The 17858-nt window shown below is 73.1% G+C and carries 18 protein-coding genes; 16 read left to right on the top strand and 2 right to left on the bottom strand.

Features of this window, described 5'->3' with window-relative positions; genetic code table 11:
* Nucleotides 1-59 precede the first annotated feature (59 nt).
* The 6 genes from AB0K05_RS29600 to AB0K05_RS29575 all read left to right on the top strand — a co-directional run bounded on the left by AB0K05_RS29600 (nt 60) and on the right by AB0K05_RS29575 (nt 5658).
* Entirely contained in the window at nt 60-800 is a 741-nt protein-coding gene (locus AB0K05_RS29600; RefSeq protein WP_271278263.1) for a trypsin-like peptidase domain-containing protein, read from the top strand.
* A gap of 13 nt (nt 801-813) precedes the next feature.
* Nucleotides 814-1797, top strand: a complete 984-nt coding sequence (locus AB0K05_RS29595) for a MoxR family ATPase (RefSeq protein ID WP_246640192.1) — start codon at nt 814-816, stop codon at nt 1795-1797.
* Nucleotides 1797-2681, top strand: coding sequence for a DUF58 domain-containing protein (locus tag AB0K05_RS29590; RefSeq protein ID WP_364233429.1), 885 nt, complete (start codon nt 1797-1799; stop codon nt 2679-2681). The genes AB0K05_RS29595 and AB0K05_RS29590 overlap by 1 nt, the downstream gene beginning before the upstream one ends.
* Entirely contained in the window at nt 2678-3628 is a 951-nt protein-coding gene (locus AB0K05_RS29585; protein ID WP_364233426.1) for a VWA domain-containing protein, read from the top strand. The genes AB0K05_RS29590 and AB0K05_RS29585 overlap by 4 nt, the downstream gene beginning before the upstream one ends.
* On the top strand, nt 3629-4681 hold the full coding sequence (locus AB0K05_RS29580; protein WP_364233424.1) for a VWA domain-containing protein: 1053 nt from the start codon (nt 3629-3631) through the stop codon (nt 4679-4681).
* A 134-nt stretch (nt 4682-4815) separates the two neighbouring features.
* On the top strand, nt 4816-5658 hold the full coding sequence (locus AB0K05_RS29575; protein WP_364233723.1) for a DMT family transporter: 843 nt from the start codon (nt 4816-4818) through the stop codon (nt 5656-5658).
* On the opposite strand, the gene AB0K05_RS29570 is transcribed toward AB0K05_RS29575, so the two are convergent.
* Nucleotides 5650-6729 (bottom strand): hypothetical protein, encoded by a 1080-nt coding sequence (locus tag AB0K05_RS29570; RefSeq protein ID WP_246640191.1) that lies wholly within the window; start codon nt 6727-6729, stop codon nt 5650-5652. The two genes, AB0K05_RS29575 and AB0K05_RS29570, sit on opposite strands and share 9 nt — an antisense overlap.
* A gap of 23 nt (nt 6730-6752) precedes the next feature.
* Here AB0K05_RS29570 and AB0K05_RS29565 point away from each other — a divergent pair, with 23 nt between their 5' ends.
* The 7 genes from AB0K05_RS29565 (at nt 6753) to hpnH (ending at nt 14516) form a co-directional block, all read left to right on the top strand.
* On the top strand, nt 6753-7493 hold the full coding sequence (locus tag AB0K05_RS29565) for a polysaccharide deacetylase family protein (protein ID WP_364233422.1): 741 nt from the start codon (nt 6753-6755) through the stop codon (nt 7491-7493).
* A gap of 215 nt (nt 7494-7708) precedes the next feature.
* On the top strand, nt 7709-8551 hold the full coding sequence (hpnC, locus tag AB0K05_RS29560) for a squalene synthase HpnC (RefSeq protein ID WP_364233420.1): 843 nt from the start codon (nt 7709-7711) through the stop codon (nt 8549-8551).
* An 8-nt stretch (nt 8552-8559) separates the two neighbouring features.
* Nucleotides 8560-9417, top strand: a complete 858-nt coding sequence (hpnD, locus tag AB0K05_RS29555) for a presqualene diphosphate synthase HpnD (RefSeq protein WP_364233418.1) — start codon at nt 8560-8562, stop codon at nt 9415-9417.
* Nucleotides 9414-10754, top strand: a complete 1341-nt coding sequence (hpnE, locus tag AB0K05_RS29550) for a hydroxysqualene dehydroxylase HpnE (RefSeq protein WP_364233416.1) — start codon at nt 9414-9416, stop codon at nt 10752-10754. The genes hpnD and hpnE overlap by 4 nt, the downstream gene beginning before the upstream one ends.
* Nucleotides 10751-12619: a squalene--hopene cyclase gene (gene shc / locus AB0K05_RS29545; protein ID WP_364233413.1), complete on the top strand. Its 1869-nt coding sequence runs from the start codon at nt 10751-10753 to the stop codon at nt 12617-12619. Before hpnE ends, shc begins: the two co-directional genes overlap by 4 nt.
* A complete protein-coding gene (locus tag AB0K05_RS29540; RefSeq protein WP_364233411.1) occupies nt 12616-13515 on the top strand; it encodes a hypothetical protein in 900 nt (299 codons plus the stop codon). Before shc ends, AB0K05_RS29540 begins: the two co-directional genes overlap by 4 nt.
* A complete protein-coding gene (gene hpnH, locus AB0K05_RS29535; protein WP_271278252.1) occupies nt 13512-14516 on the top strand; it encodes an adenosyl-hopene transferase HpnH in 1005 nt (334 codons plus the stop codon). The genes AB0K05_RS29540 and hpnH overlap by 4 nt, the downstream gene beginning before the upstream one ends.
* Before the next feature lie 3 nt (nt 14517-14519).
* Here the strand turns inward: hpnH and AB0K05_RS29530 are convergent, their stop codons facing one another.
* On the bottom strand, nt 14520-15257 hold the full coding sequence (locus AB0K05_RS29530) for an SDR family NAD(P)-dependent oxidoreductase (RefSeq protein WP_364233409.1): 738 nt from the start codon (nt 15255-15257) through the stop codon (nt 14520-14522).
* A 340-nt stretch (nt 15258-15597) separates the two neighbouring features.
* Here AB0K05_RS29530 and AB0K05_RS29525 point away from each other — a divergent pair, with 340 nt between their 5' ends.
* Genes AB0K05_RS29525 through AB0K05_RS29515 form a run of 3 tightly spaced genes read left to right on the top strand, consistent with a single transcriptional unit; the run spans nt 15598 to nt 17857 of the window.
* Complete coding sequence (locus AB0K05_RS29525; protein WP_364233407.1) at nt 15598-16425, top strand: hypothetical protein; 828 nt, start codon at nt 15598-15600, stop codon at nt 16423-16425.
* A gap of 54 nt (nt 16426-16479) precedes the next feature.
* Nucleotides 16480-16650 carry a hypothetical protein gene (locus tag AB0K05_RS29520; RefSeq protein ID WP_271278249.1) on the top strand — a complete coding sequence of 57 codons (171 nt, stop codon included), beginning with the start codon at nt 16480-16482 and terminating at the stop codon, nt 16648-16650.
* Nucleotides 16651-16684: 34 nt separating this feature from the next.
* Nucleotides 16685-17857 carry a hypothetical protein gene (locus AB0K05_RS29515; RefSeq protein ID WP_364233404.1) on the top strand — a complete coding sequence of 391 codons (1173 nt, stop codon included), beginning with the start codon at nt 16685-16687 and terminating at the stop codon, nt 17855-17857.
* Nucleotide 17858 lies beyond the last annotated feature (1 nt).

Genomic DNA, 17858 nt, shown 5'->3' with positions numbered 1-17858 from the left:
CGATGGAGCACGTGCCGCAGGAGACGGGTGCGGCCGAGGCTCAGGGAACTCAGGGAGCCATGGCCGGTAGGGCTCGGTGGTTCGTCGTCGGGGGAGTGGCACTCGTCGTCGTGGCCGTGCTGGCGTACTGGCTGGGAAGCAGCGGCGGGAACGGCGAGGAGGCCGCGCCCGCGCCGAGCGCGACGCCGACCCCCAGCGCGACCCTCACGGTGCCCGAGGTCTTCGACAGGGTCGGGCCGTCGGTGGTGGTCATCCGCGCCGGGAAGTCGCTCGGCACCGGGGTGATCGCGGCCGAGGACGGCACGATCCTGACGGCGCACCACGTCGTCGAGGACGCGAAGGACGTGACCCTGACGTTCGCCGACGGCACCAGGGCGAAGGCCGCCGTCGTGTCGTCCGACCCCAAGCTCGACATCGCGATGCTCAAGCCCGCGAAGCTGCCGGAGATCGTCGTCCCGGCGACGCTCGGCGGCGCCGCGGCCGTGGGCGCGCCCGTCGTGGCGATCGGCAACCCGCTGGGCCTGGCCTACAGCGTCTCCACCGGCGTCGTGTCGGGCCTGAACCGCAGCACCGACAAAGGCGGCCTGAGAGGGCTCATCCAGTTCGACGCCTCCGTCAACCCGGGCAGCTCCGGCGGCCCCCTCCTGGACGCCCGCGGCCTGGTCATCGGCATCGTCGTCTCGATCGCCGACCCGGGAGGCGACGAGGCGTTCGCCGGCATCGCGTTCGCGGTGCCGATCGGCGCCGCCCTGGGCGGTGACGAAGGCGACGGCCCGCCGGGCGACGGACCCCAGATCTGACCGAAGGAATGCGATGACCTCTTCCCCCGACCCGGCCCACCCGCTCGAACAGGTGCTGTTCGAGGTCAAACGCACCATCGTCGGGCAGGACGTGCTGCTGGAGCGGATGGCCGTGGCGCTGGTCGCCGACGGGCACCTGCTCGTCGAGGGCGTGCCCGGCCTGGCCAAGACGCTCGCGGTGCGGTCGCTGGCCGCCGCGATCGCCGGAAGCTTCCAGCGCGTCCAGTTCACCCCCGACCTGGTGCCCGCCGACCTCGTGGGCACGCGGGTCTACCACCAGCACTCCGGCGAGTTCCGGACCGAGCTCGGCCCGGTGTTCGCGAACCTGCTGCTGGCCGACGAGATCAACCGCGCCCCGGCCAAGGTGCAGAGCGCCCTGCTGGAGGTGATGCAGGAGCACCAGGTGACGATCGGCCGGGAGACGTTCCGGGTGCCCGAGCCGTTCCTGGTCATGGCGACGGAGAACCCGATCGAGTCGGAGGGCACCTACCCGCTGCCCGAGGCGCAGGTCGACCGGTTCATGATGAAGGTGGTCGTCGACTATCCGACCCAGGCCGAGGAGCAGGCGATCGTCAGCCGGGCGCTGCGCCCGCCCCAGCCGCCGCAGCCCATGGTCACGGCCGAGGACCTGATGGCCATGCGCGCCCGCGCCCAGCAGGTCTACGTCGACCCGGCGATCGTCGACTACGCGGTACGGCTGGTCGCCGTGACGCGTTCCCCCGCGACGGCCGGGCTCGGCGAGCTGGAACCGTACGTCACCCACGGGGCGAGCCCGCGGGCGTCCATCGCGCTGGTCACGGGCGCCCGCGCGCTGGCGTTCCTGCGCGGCCGCGACTACGTCCTGCCGCACGACCTGACCGAGCTCGCGCTCGACGTGCTCCGCCACCGCCTCGTGCTGTCCTACGAGGCGCTCGCGGACGACGTCGACGCCGACACGATCATCACCAGGGTGCTCGGGGCCGTCTGGACGCCCGACGTCGTCCTGCAGAACCGCTGATGGCCACCGCCCCCGAGAAGCTCCTGCTCCGCCTGGAGTGGAAGGTCGTCCGCAGGCTCGACGGCCGGCTCCAGGGCGCCCACCGCACCGCGCACCGCGGCTCCGGGATCGACTTCACCGGCCTGCGCCCGTACGGAGAAGGCGACGACGCCCGGCACATCGACTGGAACGTGACCGCGCGGCTGGACGAGCCGCACCTGCGGGTGTTCACCGAGGACCGCGAGCTGACGGTCTGGCTGGTGCTCGACCGGTCGGCGTCGATGGCGGCCGGCCGGCCGGGGCGCGGCAAGCACGACGTGCTGGCCGAGCTCGCGCTCGTCCTGGCCCGGCTGTTCGGCCGGGGCGGCAACCGCGTCGGCGCCCTGCTGTTCGACACCGGGGTGCTGCGCGTCGTGCCGCCCGGCACCTCCCGGCGGCACACGCTGCGGATCGGCGCCGAACTGGCCCGCACCGGTCAGGCCCGCGGCGGCGCCACCACCGACCTGGCGGAGATGCTCGACGCGGCCGGACGGCTGGCCCGCCGCCGCGCGCTCATCGTCGTGCTGTCGGACTTCATCGGCGACGGCGACTGGGAACGCTCGCTCCAGCGCCTGGCCCGGCGGCACGAGGTGGTCGCCCTGCGGATCGCGGACACCGCCGACGACGTGCTGCCCGAAGCCGGGCTGATCGTCGTCGAGGACGCCGAGACCGGCGAGCAACTCGTCGTCGACTCCGCCGACCCGCTGCTCCGGGTACGGTTCCGCCAGGCCGTCGACGAGCGCGACGCCCGGCTCGCGGCGGGCATGCGCCGCGCGGGCGTGCCCGTCCACCGCGTCGACACCGACCGCGACCTGGCCGAGGCGCTCGTCGAGGTCGTCGCCCGCACCCGGGACCGGTCGCCATGACCCTGTCGTCGCCGCTACTGCTGGTCGTCGGGCTGGTCGTCACCGTGGCGCTCGCCTGGGCGGCCGTCGTCTCGGCGCGCCGCCGGACGGCGGCACTCGCCGCGGCCGGGGTCGTCGTGCGGGGCGGGCGCGGGACGTACGTGGGAGCCGGTCTGACGATCGCCGGCGTCGGGGTGCTCGCGATCGCCACCGCGGGACCGGCGGCCATGGTGCCGGTGCCGCGGACCGCGGGCACCGTCATCCTCGCCATCGACGTCTCCAACAGCATGAGCGCCGACGACGTCGCGCCCACCCGGCTGGCGGCCGCGCAGCGGGCGGCCCGCGCGTTCGTGGCGGCCCAGCCCGGCAGCGTCGACATCGGCGTGGTCGCGTTCGAGCGGGGCGCCCTCACCACGGCGCGGCCCGACGCCGACCACTCCATCGCGCTCAAGGCCATCGACCGGCTGAAGGTCACCGGCGGCACCTCGCTCGGGACGGCCATCACCGCCTCGCTCTCGGCGATCACCGGTAAGCAGGTGGCGGTCGGCCGCGACGGCGCCGCGCCCGACATCGGCTACTGGCCGTCGGCCACGATCGTGATGTTCTCCGACGGCCAGAACCGGGGCGGCGACCTGGAACAGGCCGCGGCCGTGGCCCAGAAGGCGGGCGTCCAGGTCCACACCGTCGGGATCGGCACCGCGGCCGGGGCGACGGTGAAGGTCGACGGCTTCCACCTGCAGAGCTCGCTCGAAGAGGACACCCTCACCGCGATCGCGCGGACCACCGGCGGCGCCTACCACCCCGCCTCCGACGCCGCGCGGCTCGACGGCGTCGCCGACACGATCGACCTGCGGCTCACCGTCTCCGACGAGCCGCTGCCCCTCGCCGGCGGCCTGATCGGGCTCGCCCTCGCGCTGCTCACCGCAGGAGCGGCGCTCACCGTGCTCCGGTCTGGACGGGTGATCTGAATGACGTTGTCGTGGCCGTGGGCGCTCCTGTCAGTCATGGTCATCCCGCTGATCTTCGCCGTCCGCTGGTGGGCGCTGCGCCGCCGCCGGCGCGCCGCCGTGCGCGTGACCTCGATCGCGCTCGTGCGCACCGCCCTGCCCGGCCGCACCCGCTGGACGCGCAAGATCCCCCCGGCGCTGCTCGTCGCCGGGCTCGTGCTGCTGGTCGTCGGGGCGGCGCGGCCGCAGGCGTCGGTGCCGGTGCCTCAGACGTCGGCGACGATCCTGCTCGCGCTCGACACCTCCGGCTCCATGTGCTCCACGGACGTGGACCCCAACCGCATCACCGCCGCGAGGAAAGCCGCGGCGGAGTTCATCGAGTCGCAGCGCGGCGGCCCGCGCATCGGCCTGGTCACCTTCGCCGGCACCGCGGGCCTGCTCGTCCCGCCCACCGACGACACCGACGCGCTGATCGAGGCGCTGGACGGCCTCACCGTGGCCCGCGGCACCGCCATCGGGCAGGCCGTGCTCACCTCGATCGACGCGATCGCCGAGGTCGACCCGTCGGTGGCCCCCACCGGGGCCGACCCGGGCGGTGCCGGGGAAGGCTACGCCGGCGCCGCGATCGTCGTCCTCACCGACGGGGCCAACACCCAGGGCGTCGACCCCGAGACCGCCGCCAGGGAAGCGGCCCTGCGCCGTGTCCGCGTCTTCCCCATCGGCTTCGGCACCACGAACCCGGCCCCGATGGTCTGCGACAACTCGCAGTTCGACGGCCGAGGCTGGGGCGGTGGCTGGGGCGGCCGGGGCGGATTCGACCGGGGCGGCCGGAACGTCCGCATGATCGACGAGCCCGCGCTCAAGGAGATCGCCGAGACCACCGGCGGCGCCTACCACCGCGCCGAGAACGCCGACCAGCTCCAGAGCGCCCTCGACGCCCTCCCCGGCACCTTCACCGTCGTCCGTCAGCGGGTCGACACGGCCGCCGCCTTCGCCGCCGGCGGCGCCGTCCTCATCACCGCCGCCCTGTCCCTCTCCCTCTGGTGGAACCGCCCCCGGACTCCGGCCCGCTGACGGGCCGTCCGTGAACTCCCACACCAAGGCCGGGAGATCGTAAAACGCCGTTTCCGGCAAGGGACATGTGGAAGATCTCGGTCATCCCTCCCCGGATGACTGTGCGGCGTCGAAGGCGAGGGCCCTTGATCTCGGTGGTGCTGGCTCTGCTGGCTGCGGCCTCCAACGCCGCTGCCTCCAACCTCCAGCGTCAGGCGGCGCTGTCCCTGCCCCAGCAGGAGGAGTTCGGGCCGCGGCAGGTCCTGGCGCTGGTCCGGCGTCCGGTCTGGCTGGCCGGGATCGCCGCGCTCATCGGCGGCTTCGTCTTCCAGGCCGCGGCGCTGGCGACCGGACCCCTGGCGCTGGTCCAGCCGGTCCTCGTCACGGAGCTGCCGTTCACGCTGGTCCTGATCCCGCTGATCCTGGGCGGACACGTGGGGCGGCGGCCGTGGCTCGCGGTCGCGGCCATGACCGGCGGGCTGGCGATCTTCCTGCTGAGCGCGGCGCCCAGCGTCGGCCACGATCGTCCCAGCACGGAGGTGTGGGCCCTGGCGGCGACCGCGACGGTCGGGGCGATCTTCGGACTCTGCGCGGTCGCGTACCTCTTCGGCGGCCGTGGCCGGCCCGCGCTGTTCGGGGTGGCGACGGGCTTCGGGTTCGCCTTCACCGCCGCGCTCATCAAGGAGAGCACCATGATCCTGGAGAGTGCTCCGGGGTCTCTGGTGACCTCGTGGCAGCCGTACGCGATGGTGGTCGCGGGGCTGTGCAGCCTGTTCCTCCTGCAGCTCACGTTCCGGAGCGGGCCGCTGGTGGTCGCGCAGCCGGCGCTGACCATCAGCGACCCCGTCGCCGGCATCCTGTACGGCACCCTGATGTTCGGGGAGGACGTCCGCTCGGGGCCGTGGATCGTCCTTGAGGCGGCCGGCATCGGCGTGATCTTCCTCGGCACCGTGATGCTCGCGAGAACGCCCTTGCTCAAGGACTCGCCGTCAACGTAGCAGCACCGCCTCGGCCGGCGCGGCGTCGAAGAGGGCCGAGGCCCGGGCGAGCAGGCGGTCGCGCCGGCGCGCGTCCCGCAACTGATCGAGCGCGCGTACGAGAGACGCGGCGTCGGGCGCGTGCACCGTCACCTCCGCGCGGGCCATGGCCAGCGCGCCGTCGAGCCCGTGTCCCGGGATGGGCCGGTAGGAGATGACGGGCAGGCCCGCGGCGAAGGCCTCCTCGCAGGTCAGCCCCGCGCCGTTGTCGACCAGGGCGTAGGCCGCCGACATGAGCGCGGGCATGTCCTCCTGCCAGCCGAGGGCCAGCCCTCCGTGGGCGCCGGCGAGGCGGCGGCGCAGCCCGGCGTCGCGCCCGCACAGGATGACCGGCACGTACCGGCCGGAACGCGCCACGATCCGGGCGGTCTCCGCGACGTGTCCCACTCCCCACGATCCCGAGGAGATGAGCACCAGCCGGTCGCCGGGCGCGGCGCCGATGCGGGCCCGGACGTCGCCGGCCGCCGGCCGCGTACGGTCGAGGAACGCCGGCCGGACGACCGGGGCGTGCACGGACGCGGGCCGGCCCGTCAGCGCGGCGATGCGCGGGATCGTCGCCGGGTTCGGGCACAGATACCGGTCGTTGCCCGGATGCAGCCACAGCCGGTGCACGGCGAAGTCGGTCACGAGCACGGTGCTCGTCGCCGGAAGCCGGCCACGCCGCCGCAGCGTCCCGGTCACCTGGGCCGCGACATGGAAGGTCGAGATCACCTCGTCCGGCGGGCGGTGCGAGACCAGGCGCAGCAGCCGAACCCCGGCGAGCGCCGTCAAGGGGGAGACCGAGGGGGCGCGTTTGGCCGCGAAGAATACCCGGTAGATGACCTCGTACAGCCACGGAGCACGCCTGATCATCCAGCGGTACGACCCGCGCAACAGGCGGCCCAGGCGGAGGGGGAGCAGATGAAGCACGTCGACGACCTGCACGTCGGCGCCCAGGGAAGTCAGGCGGCGGGCCAGTTCCGCCGCCACGGCGTCGTGCCCTGCGCCCATGGCGGCGCTGATGATCAGCAGACGCCTGCCCTCGGCGCTCATCGTCCGGCCCGCGGGGGGACGCAATGATCAAGCGGGCCGCGCTGCCGCTGGCGCTGGCGGGGCTGGCGTTCGTCCACGTCGGTCCTGGCGCCACCTGGCTGGCCACGGCGCGGCGCCGGCTGCCCCGGCTGGCGGGCGCGGGCCGCGACGACCATGTCGCGCTGACCTTCGACGACGGTCCCGATCCGCGTTCCACGCCGTTCTTCCTGGACGAGCTCGGCCGGCTCGGCTGCCGGGCCACATTCTTCGTCCTCGGGGAGATGCTCGAACGCCATCCTGAGGTGGGGCGACGGATCGTGGCCGAGGGGCACGAGATGGCGGTGCACGGCTGGCGGCACACCAACGCCCTCGTCACCCGTCCCGGAGCGGTCACCTCGGAGATGGGCCGGACAGCCGATCTCGTCCGGTCGTTCACCGGGGTCCGGCCCGTCTGGTACCGGCCGCCGTACGGGGTGCTCAGCGCCGAGGCGCTGGTCGCGACCCGGCTGCACCGGCTCCGCCCGGTGCTGTGCACCGTGTCGGGTCAGGACTGGACGGCTTCGGCCACGCCGGAGTCCGTCATGGCGCGACTGCGCCCGGGGCTGGGGGGCGGCGCGACCGTCGTGCTGCACGACACCGATCACACGTCCGCCGCCGGCTGCTGGCGTTCGGCGCTCGGCGCGCTGCCCGAGGTGGTCGGCCATTGCCGCCGGGCGGGGCTGCGGGTCGGGCCGCTGCGCGACCACGAGGTCGGCAGCGGGCGCGGTGCCGTGCGGATGTCGTGACAGGCAGGACACAGCGGCCCTCCTCGATATAAGTGCGGATATTGTGTGTCCGGTGCCGGGAACGGCGAAACCGGAGTTTCCCAGATTTTGATTGACCGGGGCTTCTCCGTGGACTTCCGCTGAAAAAGTAAAACGGGGATCGTGGCGGCTTAATAAGTGCCCGGACAAGTTACTTCGGCTCGTTTTGGGCAGCGCACGGCGGGCATTCGTTGGCAATGGTGTCGCGCGGGACCGGTACGTACGATTTCATGTCGAAAGCCGGCCAGGAGAACTTTCCAGTAGCACTGAGAATGCTGCCGGTCCATTACCGGAACCATTTGGCAGCCGTGTACGGGTTCGCGCGTTTCGTCGATGACCTGGGCGACGAGGGGGAGCCGGGCGACCGGTTGCGGCTGCTCGACGACGTCGAGACGGACCTGGACCGCCTCTACGGGGGATCCGGACCGCGCCTGCCCGTGGTCCGCGCGCTCACCCGGACGGTGGAGAGCTGCGCGGTTCCGGCCGAGCCCTTCCGCCGGCTGCTGGAGGCCAACCGGCGCGACCAGACGGTCACCCGGTATGACACCTTCGACGACCTTCTCGGTTACTGCGAGCTGTCGGCGAACCCCGTGGGACACATCGTCCTGCACGTGTTCGCCTCGGCGGATCCGCCGCGGCTGGCCTGGTCCGATCGCGTCTGCTCCGCGTTGCAGATCCTCGAACACTGCCAGGACGTCGGCGAGGACCACGCGCGCGGCCGGATCTACCTGCCCGCGCAGGATCTGCGCCGGTTCGGCTGCGCCGAGGCCGACCTGTCCTCCCGCACCACTCCGGGGAGGCTGCGCCGCGTCGTGGCCCTGCAGACCGTGCGGGCCGCGGAGATGCTGCGCGAGGGCCGCCCGCTCGTCGCCTCGCTGTCCGGATACGCCCGGCCGGCGGTCGCCGGATACGTCGCCGGTGGCCTGGCCACCGTCGCCGCGCTCGACCGGGCGGGCCATGACGTCCTGGGCCGCGCCGTCCGCCCGCGTCGCGGCCGCCTGCTCGCCGCCTGGCTCCGCATTCTCACTACCTGGAGGTGAAGAACCGGATGACCCTGTCCCACGCATACCGGCTCTGCGAACAGATTGTCCGCACCCGGGCGAGGAACTTCTCCTACGGCATCCGGTTGCTTCCCGAGCCGAAGCGCCAGGCGCTCAGCGCGGTGTACGCCCTCGCCCGCCGCATCGACGACATCGGCGACACGGAGGGTCCCAGCGAGCAGCGGCTCACAGGGCTGTCGGAGGTACGCGACGCCCTCCGCCGCATCGGCCCGGGCGAGACGAACCTCGTCCTGCTCGCCCTGGACGACGCGGCCCGCCGCTATCCCATCCCCCTGCCGGCCTTCGACGAGCTGATCGACGGCTGCGCGGCGGATGTGCGCGGCACCACGTACCAGAGCTTCGACGAGCTGCTGGGCTACTGCCAGTGCGTCGCCGGATCCGTCGGGCGGCTGTCACTCGGCGTCTTCGGCGCGGACGACCACCGGAAGGCCGAGCCCCTGGCCGACGCCCTGGGGGTCGCGCTGCAGCTCACGAACATCCTGCGCGACGTGCGCGAGGACCGGCTCTCCGGACGCGTCTACCTGCCGTCGAAGGACCTCGAACGCTTCGGCTGCACCCTGGACCTCGACGCCCGGGGCAGGTTCACCGACCCGCCGGACCGGCTCGCCGCGCTCGTCCGGCACGAGGCGGCCCGCGCCCGTGACTGGTACGAGGAAGGGGCCCGGCTGGTGAGACTGCTCGACCGCCGCAGCGCCGCCTGCACGATGGCGATGGCCGGCATCTACCGGTCCCTGCTGGACCGGATCGCCGCCGACCCGCTCCGGGCACTGGCCGCGCGGTCGTCGCTGCCCACCTGGCGCAAGACGGCCATCGCGGTCCGCGCGGTGGCCGGACCCCGCCGATGAGCGGCTCACCGGCGGCGCCGGTCGCGATCGTGGGGGGCGGGCTGGCGGGCATCGCCGCCGCCGTCGCCCTGGGCGAGGCCGGTCACGCGGTGACGCTGTACGAGGCGCGTCCCAGGCTGGGGGGCGCCACGCACTCGTTCGAACGTCACGGGATGGTCGTGGACAACGGGCAGCACGTGTTCCTGCGATGCTGCACCGCCTACATGGGCCTGCTCGACCGGATGGGCGTCTCGGACAAGGTCCGGCTGCAGAAGCGGTTCGACGTCCGCGTCCTCACGCCCGGGGGCCGCGGCGGGCGGCTGCGCCGGACCGCGCTTCCCGGCCCTCTGCACATGCTTCCCGCGCTGGCGACGTACTCCCTCCTCGGTCCGGCCGACCGGTTGCGCGCCGTACGAGGCGCGCTGGCGCTGGCCCGGCTGGACCCCGCCGACCCCGCGCTCGACCGGATCACCTTGCAGCGCTGGCTGGAGTCGCACGGTCAGCCCGAGCCCGTCCGCGAGGCCCTCTGGGACCTCCTCGCGAAGGCCGCCCTGAACGTCGGCGCCGAGCAGGCGGCGCTCGGGCCCGCCGTGAAGGTGTTCAGGACCGCCCTGCTCGGCAGGTCCGACGCTGCCGACATCGGCGTCCCCGACGCGCCGCTCGGCGAGCTGCACGGCACCGCCGCGCACGACGCCATCAAGCGGCGCGGCGGAGAGGTGCGGCTGTCCGCGAAGGTGACGGGGATCGCCGAAGGGCCGGCGGTCGTCGTGGACGGCGCCCTGGTGCCGGCGGCCGCGGTGATCGTGGCCGTGCCGCACGGGCAGGCCGCCAGGATCGTGCCCGCCGGGGCGGCGCCCGGCCGGGACGCCTGGCATGAGCTGGGCGCGAGCCCGATCGTCAACGTGCACGCCGTGTACGACCGGACGGTCACCGAACTGCCGTCGGCCGCCGTCGTGGGCTCGCCGGTGCAGTGGGTCTTCGACAAGACCGGAGTGGCGGGGCTGAACGAGGGCCAGTACCTGACGGTCTCGGTGTCGGCCGCGCAGCGGTGGATCGACCTGCCCACGTCGGAGATCCGGGCGGAGTTCGTCCCCGCGCTCGAACGGCTGTTCCCCGCGGCCCGGCAGGCCCGGCTCACCGACTTCTTCGTCACCAGGGAACGCCACGCCACCTTCTTCCAGGGGCCCGGCAGCGGTGCGCGCCGGCCCTATGCCCGGACCCGGTGGCCGGGGCTGTACCTCGCCGGCGCGTGGACCGACACGGGCTGGCCCGACACGATGGAGGGCGCCGTGCGCAGCGGACTTCACGCCGCCGGCCTGGTCCGGCGGCAGCTCGTCACGACAGGTCGCCGGTCATGAGCACGGCCGACACGCTCCGATCCACGAGGCTGGCCCTCGACGCCGCCCGCGACCACCTGATCGGGCTCCGGTCACCGCAGGGCTGGTGGAAGGGCGAACTGCAGACCAACGTCACCATGGACGCCGAGGACCTGCTGCTCCGGGAGTTCCTGGGCATCCGAGCGAAGGACGACACGGCCGAGGCGGCCCACTGGATCCGGTCCGAACAGCGGGCGGACGGCACCTGGGCCACCTTCCACGGCGGCCCGCCCGACCTCTCCACCACGGTCGAGGCCTACACCGCGCTCCGGCTCGCCGGCGACCCCGTCGAGGCGGCCCACATGCGCGCCGCCCGCTCGTTCGTACGGGAATCTGGCGGGATCGAGTCGGCGCGCGTCTTCACCCGGATCTGGCTGGCCATGTTCGGGCAGTGGCCCTGGGAGCGGCTGCCGGTCCTGCCGCCCGAGCTGATGTTCCTGCCGTCGTGGTTCCCGCTGAACGTCTACGACTGGGCCTGCTGGGCACGGCAGACGATCGTCCCGCTCACCATCGTCAGCGCGCGCCGGCCCGTCCGCCCGCTCCCGTTCGACCTGGCCGAGCTCCGCACCGGCCGTCCCGTGCCGAGGCGGGGCGGGCTGGGCTGGGACGGGTTCTTCCACGGCCTGGACCGGCTGCTGGTCCGCTACGAACGACGGCCCGTGCGAGGGCTGCGCGAGGCGGCGATCAGGCGGGCCGCCGAGTGGATCGTGGCGCGGCAGGAGGCCGACGGCTCCTGGGGAGGCATCCAGCCGCCCTGGGTGTACTCGCTCATCGCGCTCAACCTGTCCGGCTACGACCTGGACCATCCGATCATGCGGCGCGGGCTCCGGGGCCTCGACCGGTTCACCATCCGGGACGAGCGGGGCCGCAGGCTCGAAGCGTGCCAGTCCCCGGTATGGGACACCGCGCTCGCCGTCAACGCGCTGCTCGACGCCGGTGTCTCCCACGATGATCCGGCCGTCGCCGAGGCCGTCGACTGGCTGCTGGAGGAAGAGATCAGAGGGCCGGGCGACTGGGCGGTGCGGCGGCCCCGGCTGGCGCCGGGCGGCTGGGCGTTCGAGTTCGACAACGACCTCTATCCCGACATCGACGACACGGCCGAGGTGGTCCTCGCCCTGGGCCGGACGGACCGGCCGGACGCGCGACCGGCCATCGGCCGCGCCGTGCGGTGGATGACCGGCATGGCCTCCCGTGACGGAGGCTTCGCGGCCTTCGACGCCGACAACACCAGGACGCTCTGCACGAAACTGCCTTTTTGCGACTTCGGGGCCGTGATCGACCCGCCGTCGGCCGACGTGACCGCGCACGTCGTCGAGGCGCTGGCGCAGGAGTCCCCGCCCGGCTCGCCGGAGCTGCGCCGGGCCGTGCTCTGGCTGCTCAAGGCGCAGGAGCCGGACGGGTCGTGGTTCGGCCGCTGGGGGGCCAACCACGTCTACGGGACCGGCGCCGTGGTGCCCGCCCTGGTCGCGGCCGGCGTACGTCGCGACGCGGCATGCGTCCGCCGGGCGGTCGCCTGGCTGGAGTCCCACCGGAACCAGGACGGCGGCTGGGGCGAGGACCTGCGCTCCTACACCGACCCGGCGTGGATCGGACGCGGCGCCTCCACGCCCTCGCAGACGGCGTGGGCGCTGATGGCCCTGCTCGCCGCCGGGGAGCGGTCGCCCGTGGTGGACGCGGGCGTGCGCTGGCTGGTCGAGCACCAGCGCCCCGACGGCACCTGGGACGAACCGCACTTCACCGGGACGGGATTCCCGGGCGACTTCTACATCAACTACCACCTGTACCGGCTCGTCTTCCCCGTCAACGCCCTCGGGCGCTACCTGCGGGCCTGCGGGCAGGCGCCATGACGGCCCTGCTGATCTGCACCGCCCTGGGCATGGAGGCACGAGCCGTCAGGCGGGGCCTGTGCCGCTCCCCGGTGCACGTCCGGCTGCGCCGGACAGGGCTCGGGCCACGCCGGGCCGCGCGCGTCGCGGCCATCCTGCCGGAGTTCGACGCGCTGGCCGTGACGGGCTTCGCGGGCTCGCTCGTCCCCGGCCTGCGGGCGGGGGACGTCCTGGTGGCCGAGGAGATCCGTTACGGCGACCGGGTTCTCGCCTGCCCGTCGGCGCCGCTGCTCGCCGGGGAACTGGCGCGCGCCGGTCTGCGCGCCCGGACCGGCTCGTTGCTGACCATGGACCACGTGGTGACCGGAGCCCGCGGGCGCGAACTCGCCGAGCGGGGCGCGCACGCCGTCGACATGGAGACGGGCCCGCTGGCCCGCGCGGCCGCCGGCCGTCCGGTGGCGGCCGTCCGGGTCGTCGTCGACACGCCCGCCGCCCCGCTGCTGAGCCCGGCCACCGTGCGCAACGCGCTCACGGCCCGCCGCGTGCTGCGCCGCGTCGGCCCGGCCCTCACCCGCTGGGCCGCGGCGACCGCGCCCCGGACGGTGCTCCGCGCGTCACCGGACCTCGACGGCGCCGCGAGCCGGGCCGACCTCGTCCTCGTCATCGGGCCCACCGGCTCCCCGGAAACCAGGAACCTGGTGGAGTCCGCCACCCGGCACGCACCGGCCCGGCTCGTCGAGGCGCCGGAGCACATCGAGCTCGCCTGGCTCCGCGGCGCCCGCACCGTCGTCCTCACCGCCGGCGCCTCCACCTCGCCTTCGCTCGTCGACACCGCCGAGAACGCGCTCCGCGGGCTCGGCCCCGTGACGACCGACGAATCCATCAGCTTCACCCTGCCGAAGGACGCCCAGCCATGACGATCCCGATCCGCCAGAGTCTGCGTGTCGCCGGCTACATCCTGAGCAACAAGCTCCGGCGACGCTCGAAGTTCCCGCTGCTGGTCGAGCTGGAACCGCTGTTCGCCTGCAACCTCTCCTGCGCCGGCTGCGGCAAGATCCAGCACCCGGCCGACGTGCTCCGCCGCCGGATGCCCGTCGAGCAGGCGGTCGCGGCGATCGAGGAGAGCGGCGCCCCGATGGTGTCCATCGCCGGCGGGGAACCGCTCATGCATCCGCAGATCGCGGAGATGGTCCGGGAGCTGATCGCACGCAAGAGGTACGTCTACCTCTGCACCAACGCGCTGCTCATCCCCAAGAAGATCGACCAGTTCGAGCCGTCCAGGTACTTCGCCTGGACCGTCCACATCGACGGCCTGAGAGAGCGTCACGACGCGGCCGTGTGCAAGGAAGGCGTGTTCGACGAGGCGGTCGCCGCCGTCCGCGAATGCCAGCGGCGGGGTTTCCGCGTCACCACGAACACCACCTTCTTCAGCACCGACAGCCCGCGGACGGTCATCGAGGTGCTCAACTACCTCAACGACGACCTGGCCGTGGACCAGATGATGATCTCTCCCGCGTACGCCTACGAGAAGGCGCCGGACCAGGACCACTTCCTCGGCGTCTCGGAGATCCGCGACCTGTTCCGCCAGGCCTTCGCCGACGGCAACCGCCGCAGGTGGCGATTCAACCACTCGCCGCTCTTCCTCGACTTCCTCGAAGGCCGCGTCGACTTCCCGTGCACGGCGTGGGCGATCCCGTCGTACTCGCTGTACGGATGGCAGCGGCCGTGCTACCTCATGGCCGACGGATACGCCCGCACCTACCGTGAGCTGGTCGAGGAGACCGACTGGGACGCCTACGGCCGGGGCCGCGACGACAGGTGCGCCAACTGCATGGCCCACTGCGGATACGAGCCCACCGCGATCTTCGCCACGCTGGGCTCGCTCCAGCAGTCGCTCCGCGCCGTACGCGACCACTGACCGTCAGCCCGTTAGCCGGGCCAGCCGGTGGAACGCCCCGGGCGCGGCGCCGCGCAGCCGCGCCGGGAGCCGTAGCCAGCCCGGCACGTAGCACTCGGACCTGCCGCGCCGGATCGCCGTCACGATGCCGCGCGCCACCCGCTCCGGCGGGATCGGCCGGGGCCACCGGCGGTCGTACGGGACGCCGCGCCGGTCGAAGAAGGGCGTGGCGACCACGCCAGGGAACACCACCGACACCCCGATGCCGGGGAACTCCGACAACTCGTCCCGCAGCGCCTCGGCGAAGACGACCAGCCCGGCCTTGGCGGCCGAGTAGACCGCCTCACCCGCCACCCCGACGGCGCCGGCGATCGAGGAGACGAAGACGACGTGTCCCCGGCGCTCCTCGATCATCCCGGGCAGCAGCAGCCGCGCCAGCTCCATCGGCGCCGTCAGGTTGACCGCCACCAGCTCGTCCACCTCCCGGAGCGGCATCCCGGCGAAGGCCCCCGCCCACCCCGCTCCGGCGTTGCAGACCAGGACGTCGACGGGGGCGGCCTGCTCTGCGAGCGCGGGGGCGTCCGTCGTGACGTCGCCGACGACGGCCCGCCCGCCGGTTTCGGCCGCGACCGCGTGCAACCGCTGCCGGTCACGTCCGGCCAGCACCAGCCGCGACCCGGCGGCGGCCATCGCCCGCGCGGTCGCCGCGCCGACGCCCGAGGAAGCACCGGTGATCAGGACACGGGCCCCGTCGATCCTCATGGCATCCGACGCTAGTGCGCGTCGCACCCTCGAACTGGGACGACGCTCCGCAGGCACGGGAATCGCGGCGTGCCCACCGTACCCACGATTGCGAGAGAGCGGCGGGACGAGCCGGGCGGGACCCACTTCTAGGGATTTCCCTAGGCCGCACCCTAGGGGGGTCGCTGCCGCAAGGAACGTAGTGTTCAAGCGGCAGTGATCGATCACATCTCCCCCTCCCGATGGGCTGATCCCTGCCTGGAAACCGCGGCCCCCGTCATCTATCGCACACCCCGTCCGGGTGGAGAGGTGCGGACATGCTGAGAAGTGATGACCGCCGCGCCGGACAGGGCGGCGCCGGGTGAGCGCCTTCACCGATGCGCTGATGCTGAAGCTCCACGCCACCTGCGGCGTACAGGATCTGCTGTTCCCTCCTGGCCAGCAGGGGCTCTCCAGGGTCCGGCAGCTGGTCGGCACGCTGTACGGGCTGCCGGCCTCCAGCGTGCACGAGGTCCTGGAGGTCGAGGTGCTCGGGGCCCGGTTCCAGCGGCCGCTGTTCAGGCCGCGGCTGCTCACCGGCACCTGGACCCGTACGTCGCCCGACCACGCGCGCACCGACGTCCGGTACGAGGGCCGCGAAGCCGGAACGCCGCCCGAGTGGATCGATCTTTCGGCCGCTCTCGCCGTCACCCTCGTGCTGGAGCTCGACCGAGGGGCGATCGAGTCGATCACGTTCGCCGACATCGGGGAGTTCACCACCCTCGCCGAGTTCGAGGCGAAGTTCCATTACTTCGACCTGGCCGGCTACATGGCGCGGCACCGCCTTGAGACCGTCGACGAGCTCAGGAGGGCCTACCGCCACCTGCTCGGAGAGATCAAGCAGGCGGACCCGCCGCCGTTCGACCCCGGCGACCCCGCCAACCAGCGAAGGGTGCGGCTGGAGCTGGCCCTGCTCATGCGGGACGTCGTCGACGTCACCGAGGCGCTCCGCTCCGCCTCGCTCGTGCGCGACCTCGCCGAGCGGGATCTCGCCTACGCCCGCGACCTGGGTGATCTGGAGGTCCTCGCCCCGCTCGCCCCGGTGCTGGTCTTCCCCGCGGACGCCGTGGCCGCGAGCGGATTCGCCGAGGCCGACCTGACGGCGTTCTTCGCCGGTCAGGACATCCTCGCGATCACGGTGCCGCCGTAGGTCCCGCGCCCGGACGCCCGAAAGCTCGTCGAAAGCCAGGAAGGAGATCCACGCATGACCCGGTCCAGGAAACGAGACCCCGACTCCGAGGCCGACGCCGCCGAGCCGGAGGCGCCCGCCGCCGCCGAGGCGGAGGTCTCCGTCACCGAGCCGGAGGTTCCCCGGCCGATGACGGCCGCGCAGCGGCAGGCCCTGCGCCGCAAGCTCCAGGAGAAGTTCCACTGACGGTGCTGTCCGCGGGAAAGTGAAGGGAAATGTGATGGCCGTCCGGTACGTCAACGTCAGGTCCAACGTGGACATGTTCTCCCCGGTCGTACGCGCGACGGGGAATATCGCCGTCATCGGCACCGCCCCGTCGGGGACCGACGACCAGCCGGTGGCGGTGGCCGATCCGTCGGCCGCCGCGAAGCTGTTCGGCCCTGCGACGGTGCCTGACCCGACCCAGACCCAGCCGAACCGGGTCAAGCTCAACTCCTTGCTGACGGCGGCGCTGACGACGCTGTTCGGCCAGAGCCCCGGCCCCGGCCAGGTGTGGGCCGTCAAGGCGGCGGGCGACGCGGTCAAGCCGCTGTCCGATCCCGGGGCGGCGCTCGCCGCGGTCGAGGAACTGGACGTCCAGTTCGTGGTCATCGCCGGGACCCCGCTCGACGACGCGTCCGGCGCGGACAACGGCGCGATCGGAAAGCTGGCCCAGCACGTCACGCGCGTCTCGGACACCGGCGGAGAGGGCAAGGAGCGGATGGGCGTCGCCATGCTGGCCAAGGGCGTGTCCGACGCGACGCTGGTCACGGGCAAGGGGAAGCTCGTGAGCGACCGCATGGTGTACGTCGCCCACAAGAGCGACGACGACGCGGCGGCGGCGGTGGCGGGCACGATCGCCGGTTATCCGCCGCACATCTCGATGCTGCTCAAGCAGGTGGCCATCACCAGCGCGCCGTTCAGCGCGACCGAGATCGACGCGATCAACTCGAGCGAGGAGTTCGGCAACCCGCCGAAGGGCAACGGGATCAACTGGCTGGTCGATCCCGTGCTCATCCCCGGCGGAGGGGTCTACCTCGGCGAGGGGTACACCGGCAATCCGGGCGGCATGAAGTTCATCGACGTGCGGCGGACGGTCGACGACATCTCCTTCAGGCTCAAGGCCCGCCTGATCAGGGCCATCGGCACTCTGCGCATCAGCCGTACCGGGCTGCGAGCGCTCGTGGCGCAGATGGAGGCCGTCCTGGACCCGGCGGTGCGCGACGAGGTCATCGACGGCTACGCGATCGACATCCCGGTGCTCGCCCTGCTGGACGCCGACCCGGCGGCGCTCACCGACGCCCAGCTCCAGGCCATCCAGAACGCCCAGGCCGACAGGGTCACGCAGATCCTCGTGTCGATCGACTACGCCGGGGCGATCCACCGCATCGCACTGACCCTCAATTTCGTCTAGG

The sequence above is a fragment of the Nonomuraea sp. NPDC049486 genome, from assembly GCF_040676925.1.
Lineage (GTDB): Bacteria > Actinomycetota > Actinomycetes > Streptosporangiales > Streptosporangiaceae > Nonomuraea > Nonomuraea ferruginea.
This window is presented reverse-complemented; position numbering and strand designations above follow the sequence as displayed.

What these genes read in the sequence shown, in the direction of transcription:
- AB0K05_RS29600 (WP_271278263.1), top strand. Translation starts at nt 60, where the DNA reads ATGGCCGGTAGGGCTCGGTGGTTCGTCGTCGGGGGAGTGGCACTCGTC.
- AB0K05_RS29595 (WP_246640192.1), top strand. Translation starts at nt 814, where the DNA reads ATGACCTCTTCCCCCGACCCGGCCCACCCGCTCGAACAGGTGCTGTTC.
- AB0K05_RS29590 (WP_364233429.1), top strand. Translation starts at nt 1,797, where the DNA reads ATGGCCACCGCCCCCGAGAAGCTCCTGCTCCGCCTGGAGTGGAAGGTC.
- AB0K05_RS29585 (WP_364233426.1), top strand. Translation starts at nt 2,678, where the DNA reads ATGACCCTGTCGTCGCCGCTACTGCTGGTCGTCGGGCTGGTCGTCACC.
- AB0K05_RS29580 (WP_364233424.1), top strand. Translation starts at nt 3,629, where the DNA reads ATGACGTTGTCGTGGCCGTGGGCGCTCCTGTCAGTCATGGTCATCCCG.
- AB0K05_RS29570 (WP_246640191.1), bottom strand. Translation starts at nt 6,729, where the DNA reads ATGAGCGCCGAGGGCAGGCGTCTGCTGATCATCAGCGCCGCCATGGGC.
- AB0K05_RS29565 (WP_364233422.1), top strand. Translation starts at nt 6,753, where the DNA reads ATGATCAAGCGGGCCGCGCTGCCGCTGGCGCTGGCGGGGCTGGCGTTC.
- hpnC (WP_364233420.1), top strand. Translation starts at nt 7,709, where the DNA reads ATGGTGTCGCGCGGGACCGGTACGTACGATTTCATGTCGAAAGCCGGC.
- hpnD (WP_364233418.1), top strand. Translation starts at nt 8,560, where the DNA reads ATGACCCTGTCCCACGCATACCGGCTCTGCGAACAGATTGTCCGCACC.
- hpnE (WP_364233416.1), top strand. Translation starts at nt 9,414, where the DNA reads ATGAGCGGCTCACCGGCGGCGCCGGTCGCGATCGTGGGGGGCGGGCTG.
- shc (WP_364233413.1), top strand. Translation starts at nt 10,751, where the DNA reads ATGAGCACGGCCGACACGCTCCGATCCACGAGGCTGGCCCTCGACGCC.
- AB0K05_RS29540 (WP_364233411.1), top strand. Translation starts at nt 12,616, where the DNA reads ATGACGGCCCTGCTGATCTGCACCGCCCTGGGCATGGAGGCACGAGCC.
- hpnH (WP_271278252.1), top strand. Translation starts at nt 13,512, where the DNA reads ATGACGATCCCGATCCGCCAGAGTCTGCGTGTCGCCGGCTACATCCTG.
- AB0K05_RS29530 (WP_364233409.1), bottom strand. Translation starts at nt 15,257, where the DNA reads ATGAGGATCGACGGGGCCCGTGTCCTGATCACCGGTGCTTCCTCGGGC.
- AB0K05_RS29520 (WP_271278249.1), top strand. Translation starts at nt 16,480, where the DNA reads ATGACCCGGTCCAGGAAACGAGACCCCGACTCCGAGGCCGACGCCGCC.
- AB0K05_RS29515 (WP_364233404.1), top strand. Translation starts at nt 16,685, where the DNA reads ATGGCCGTCCGGTACGTCAACGTCAGGTCCAACGTGGACATGTTCTCC.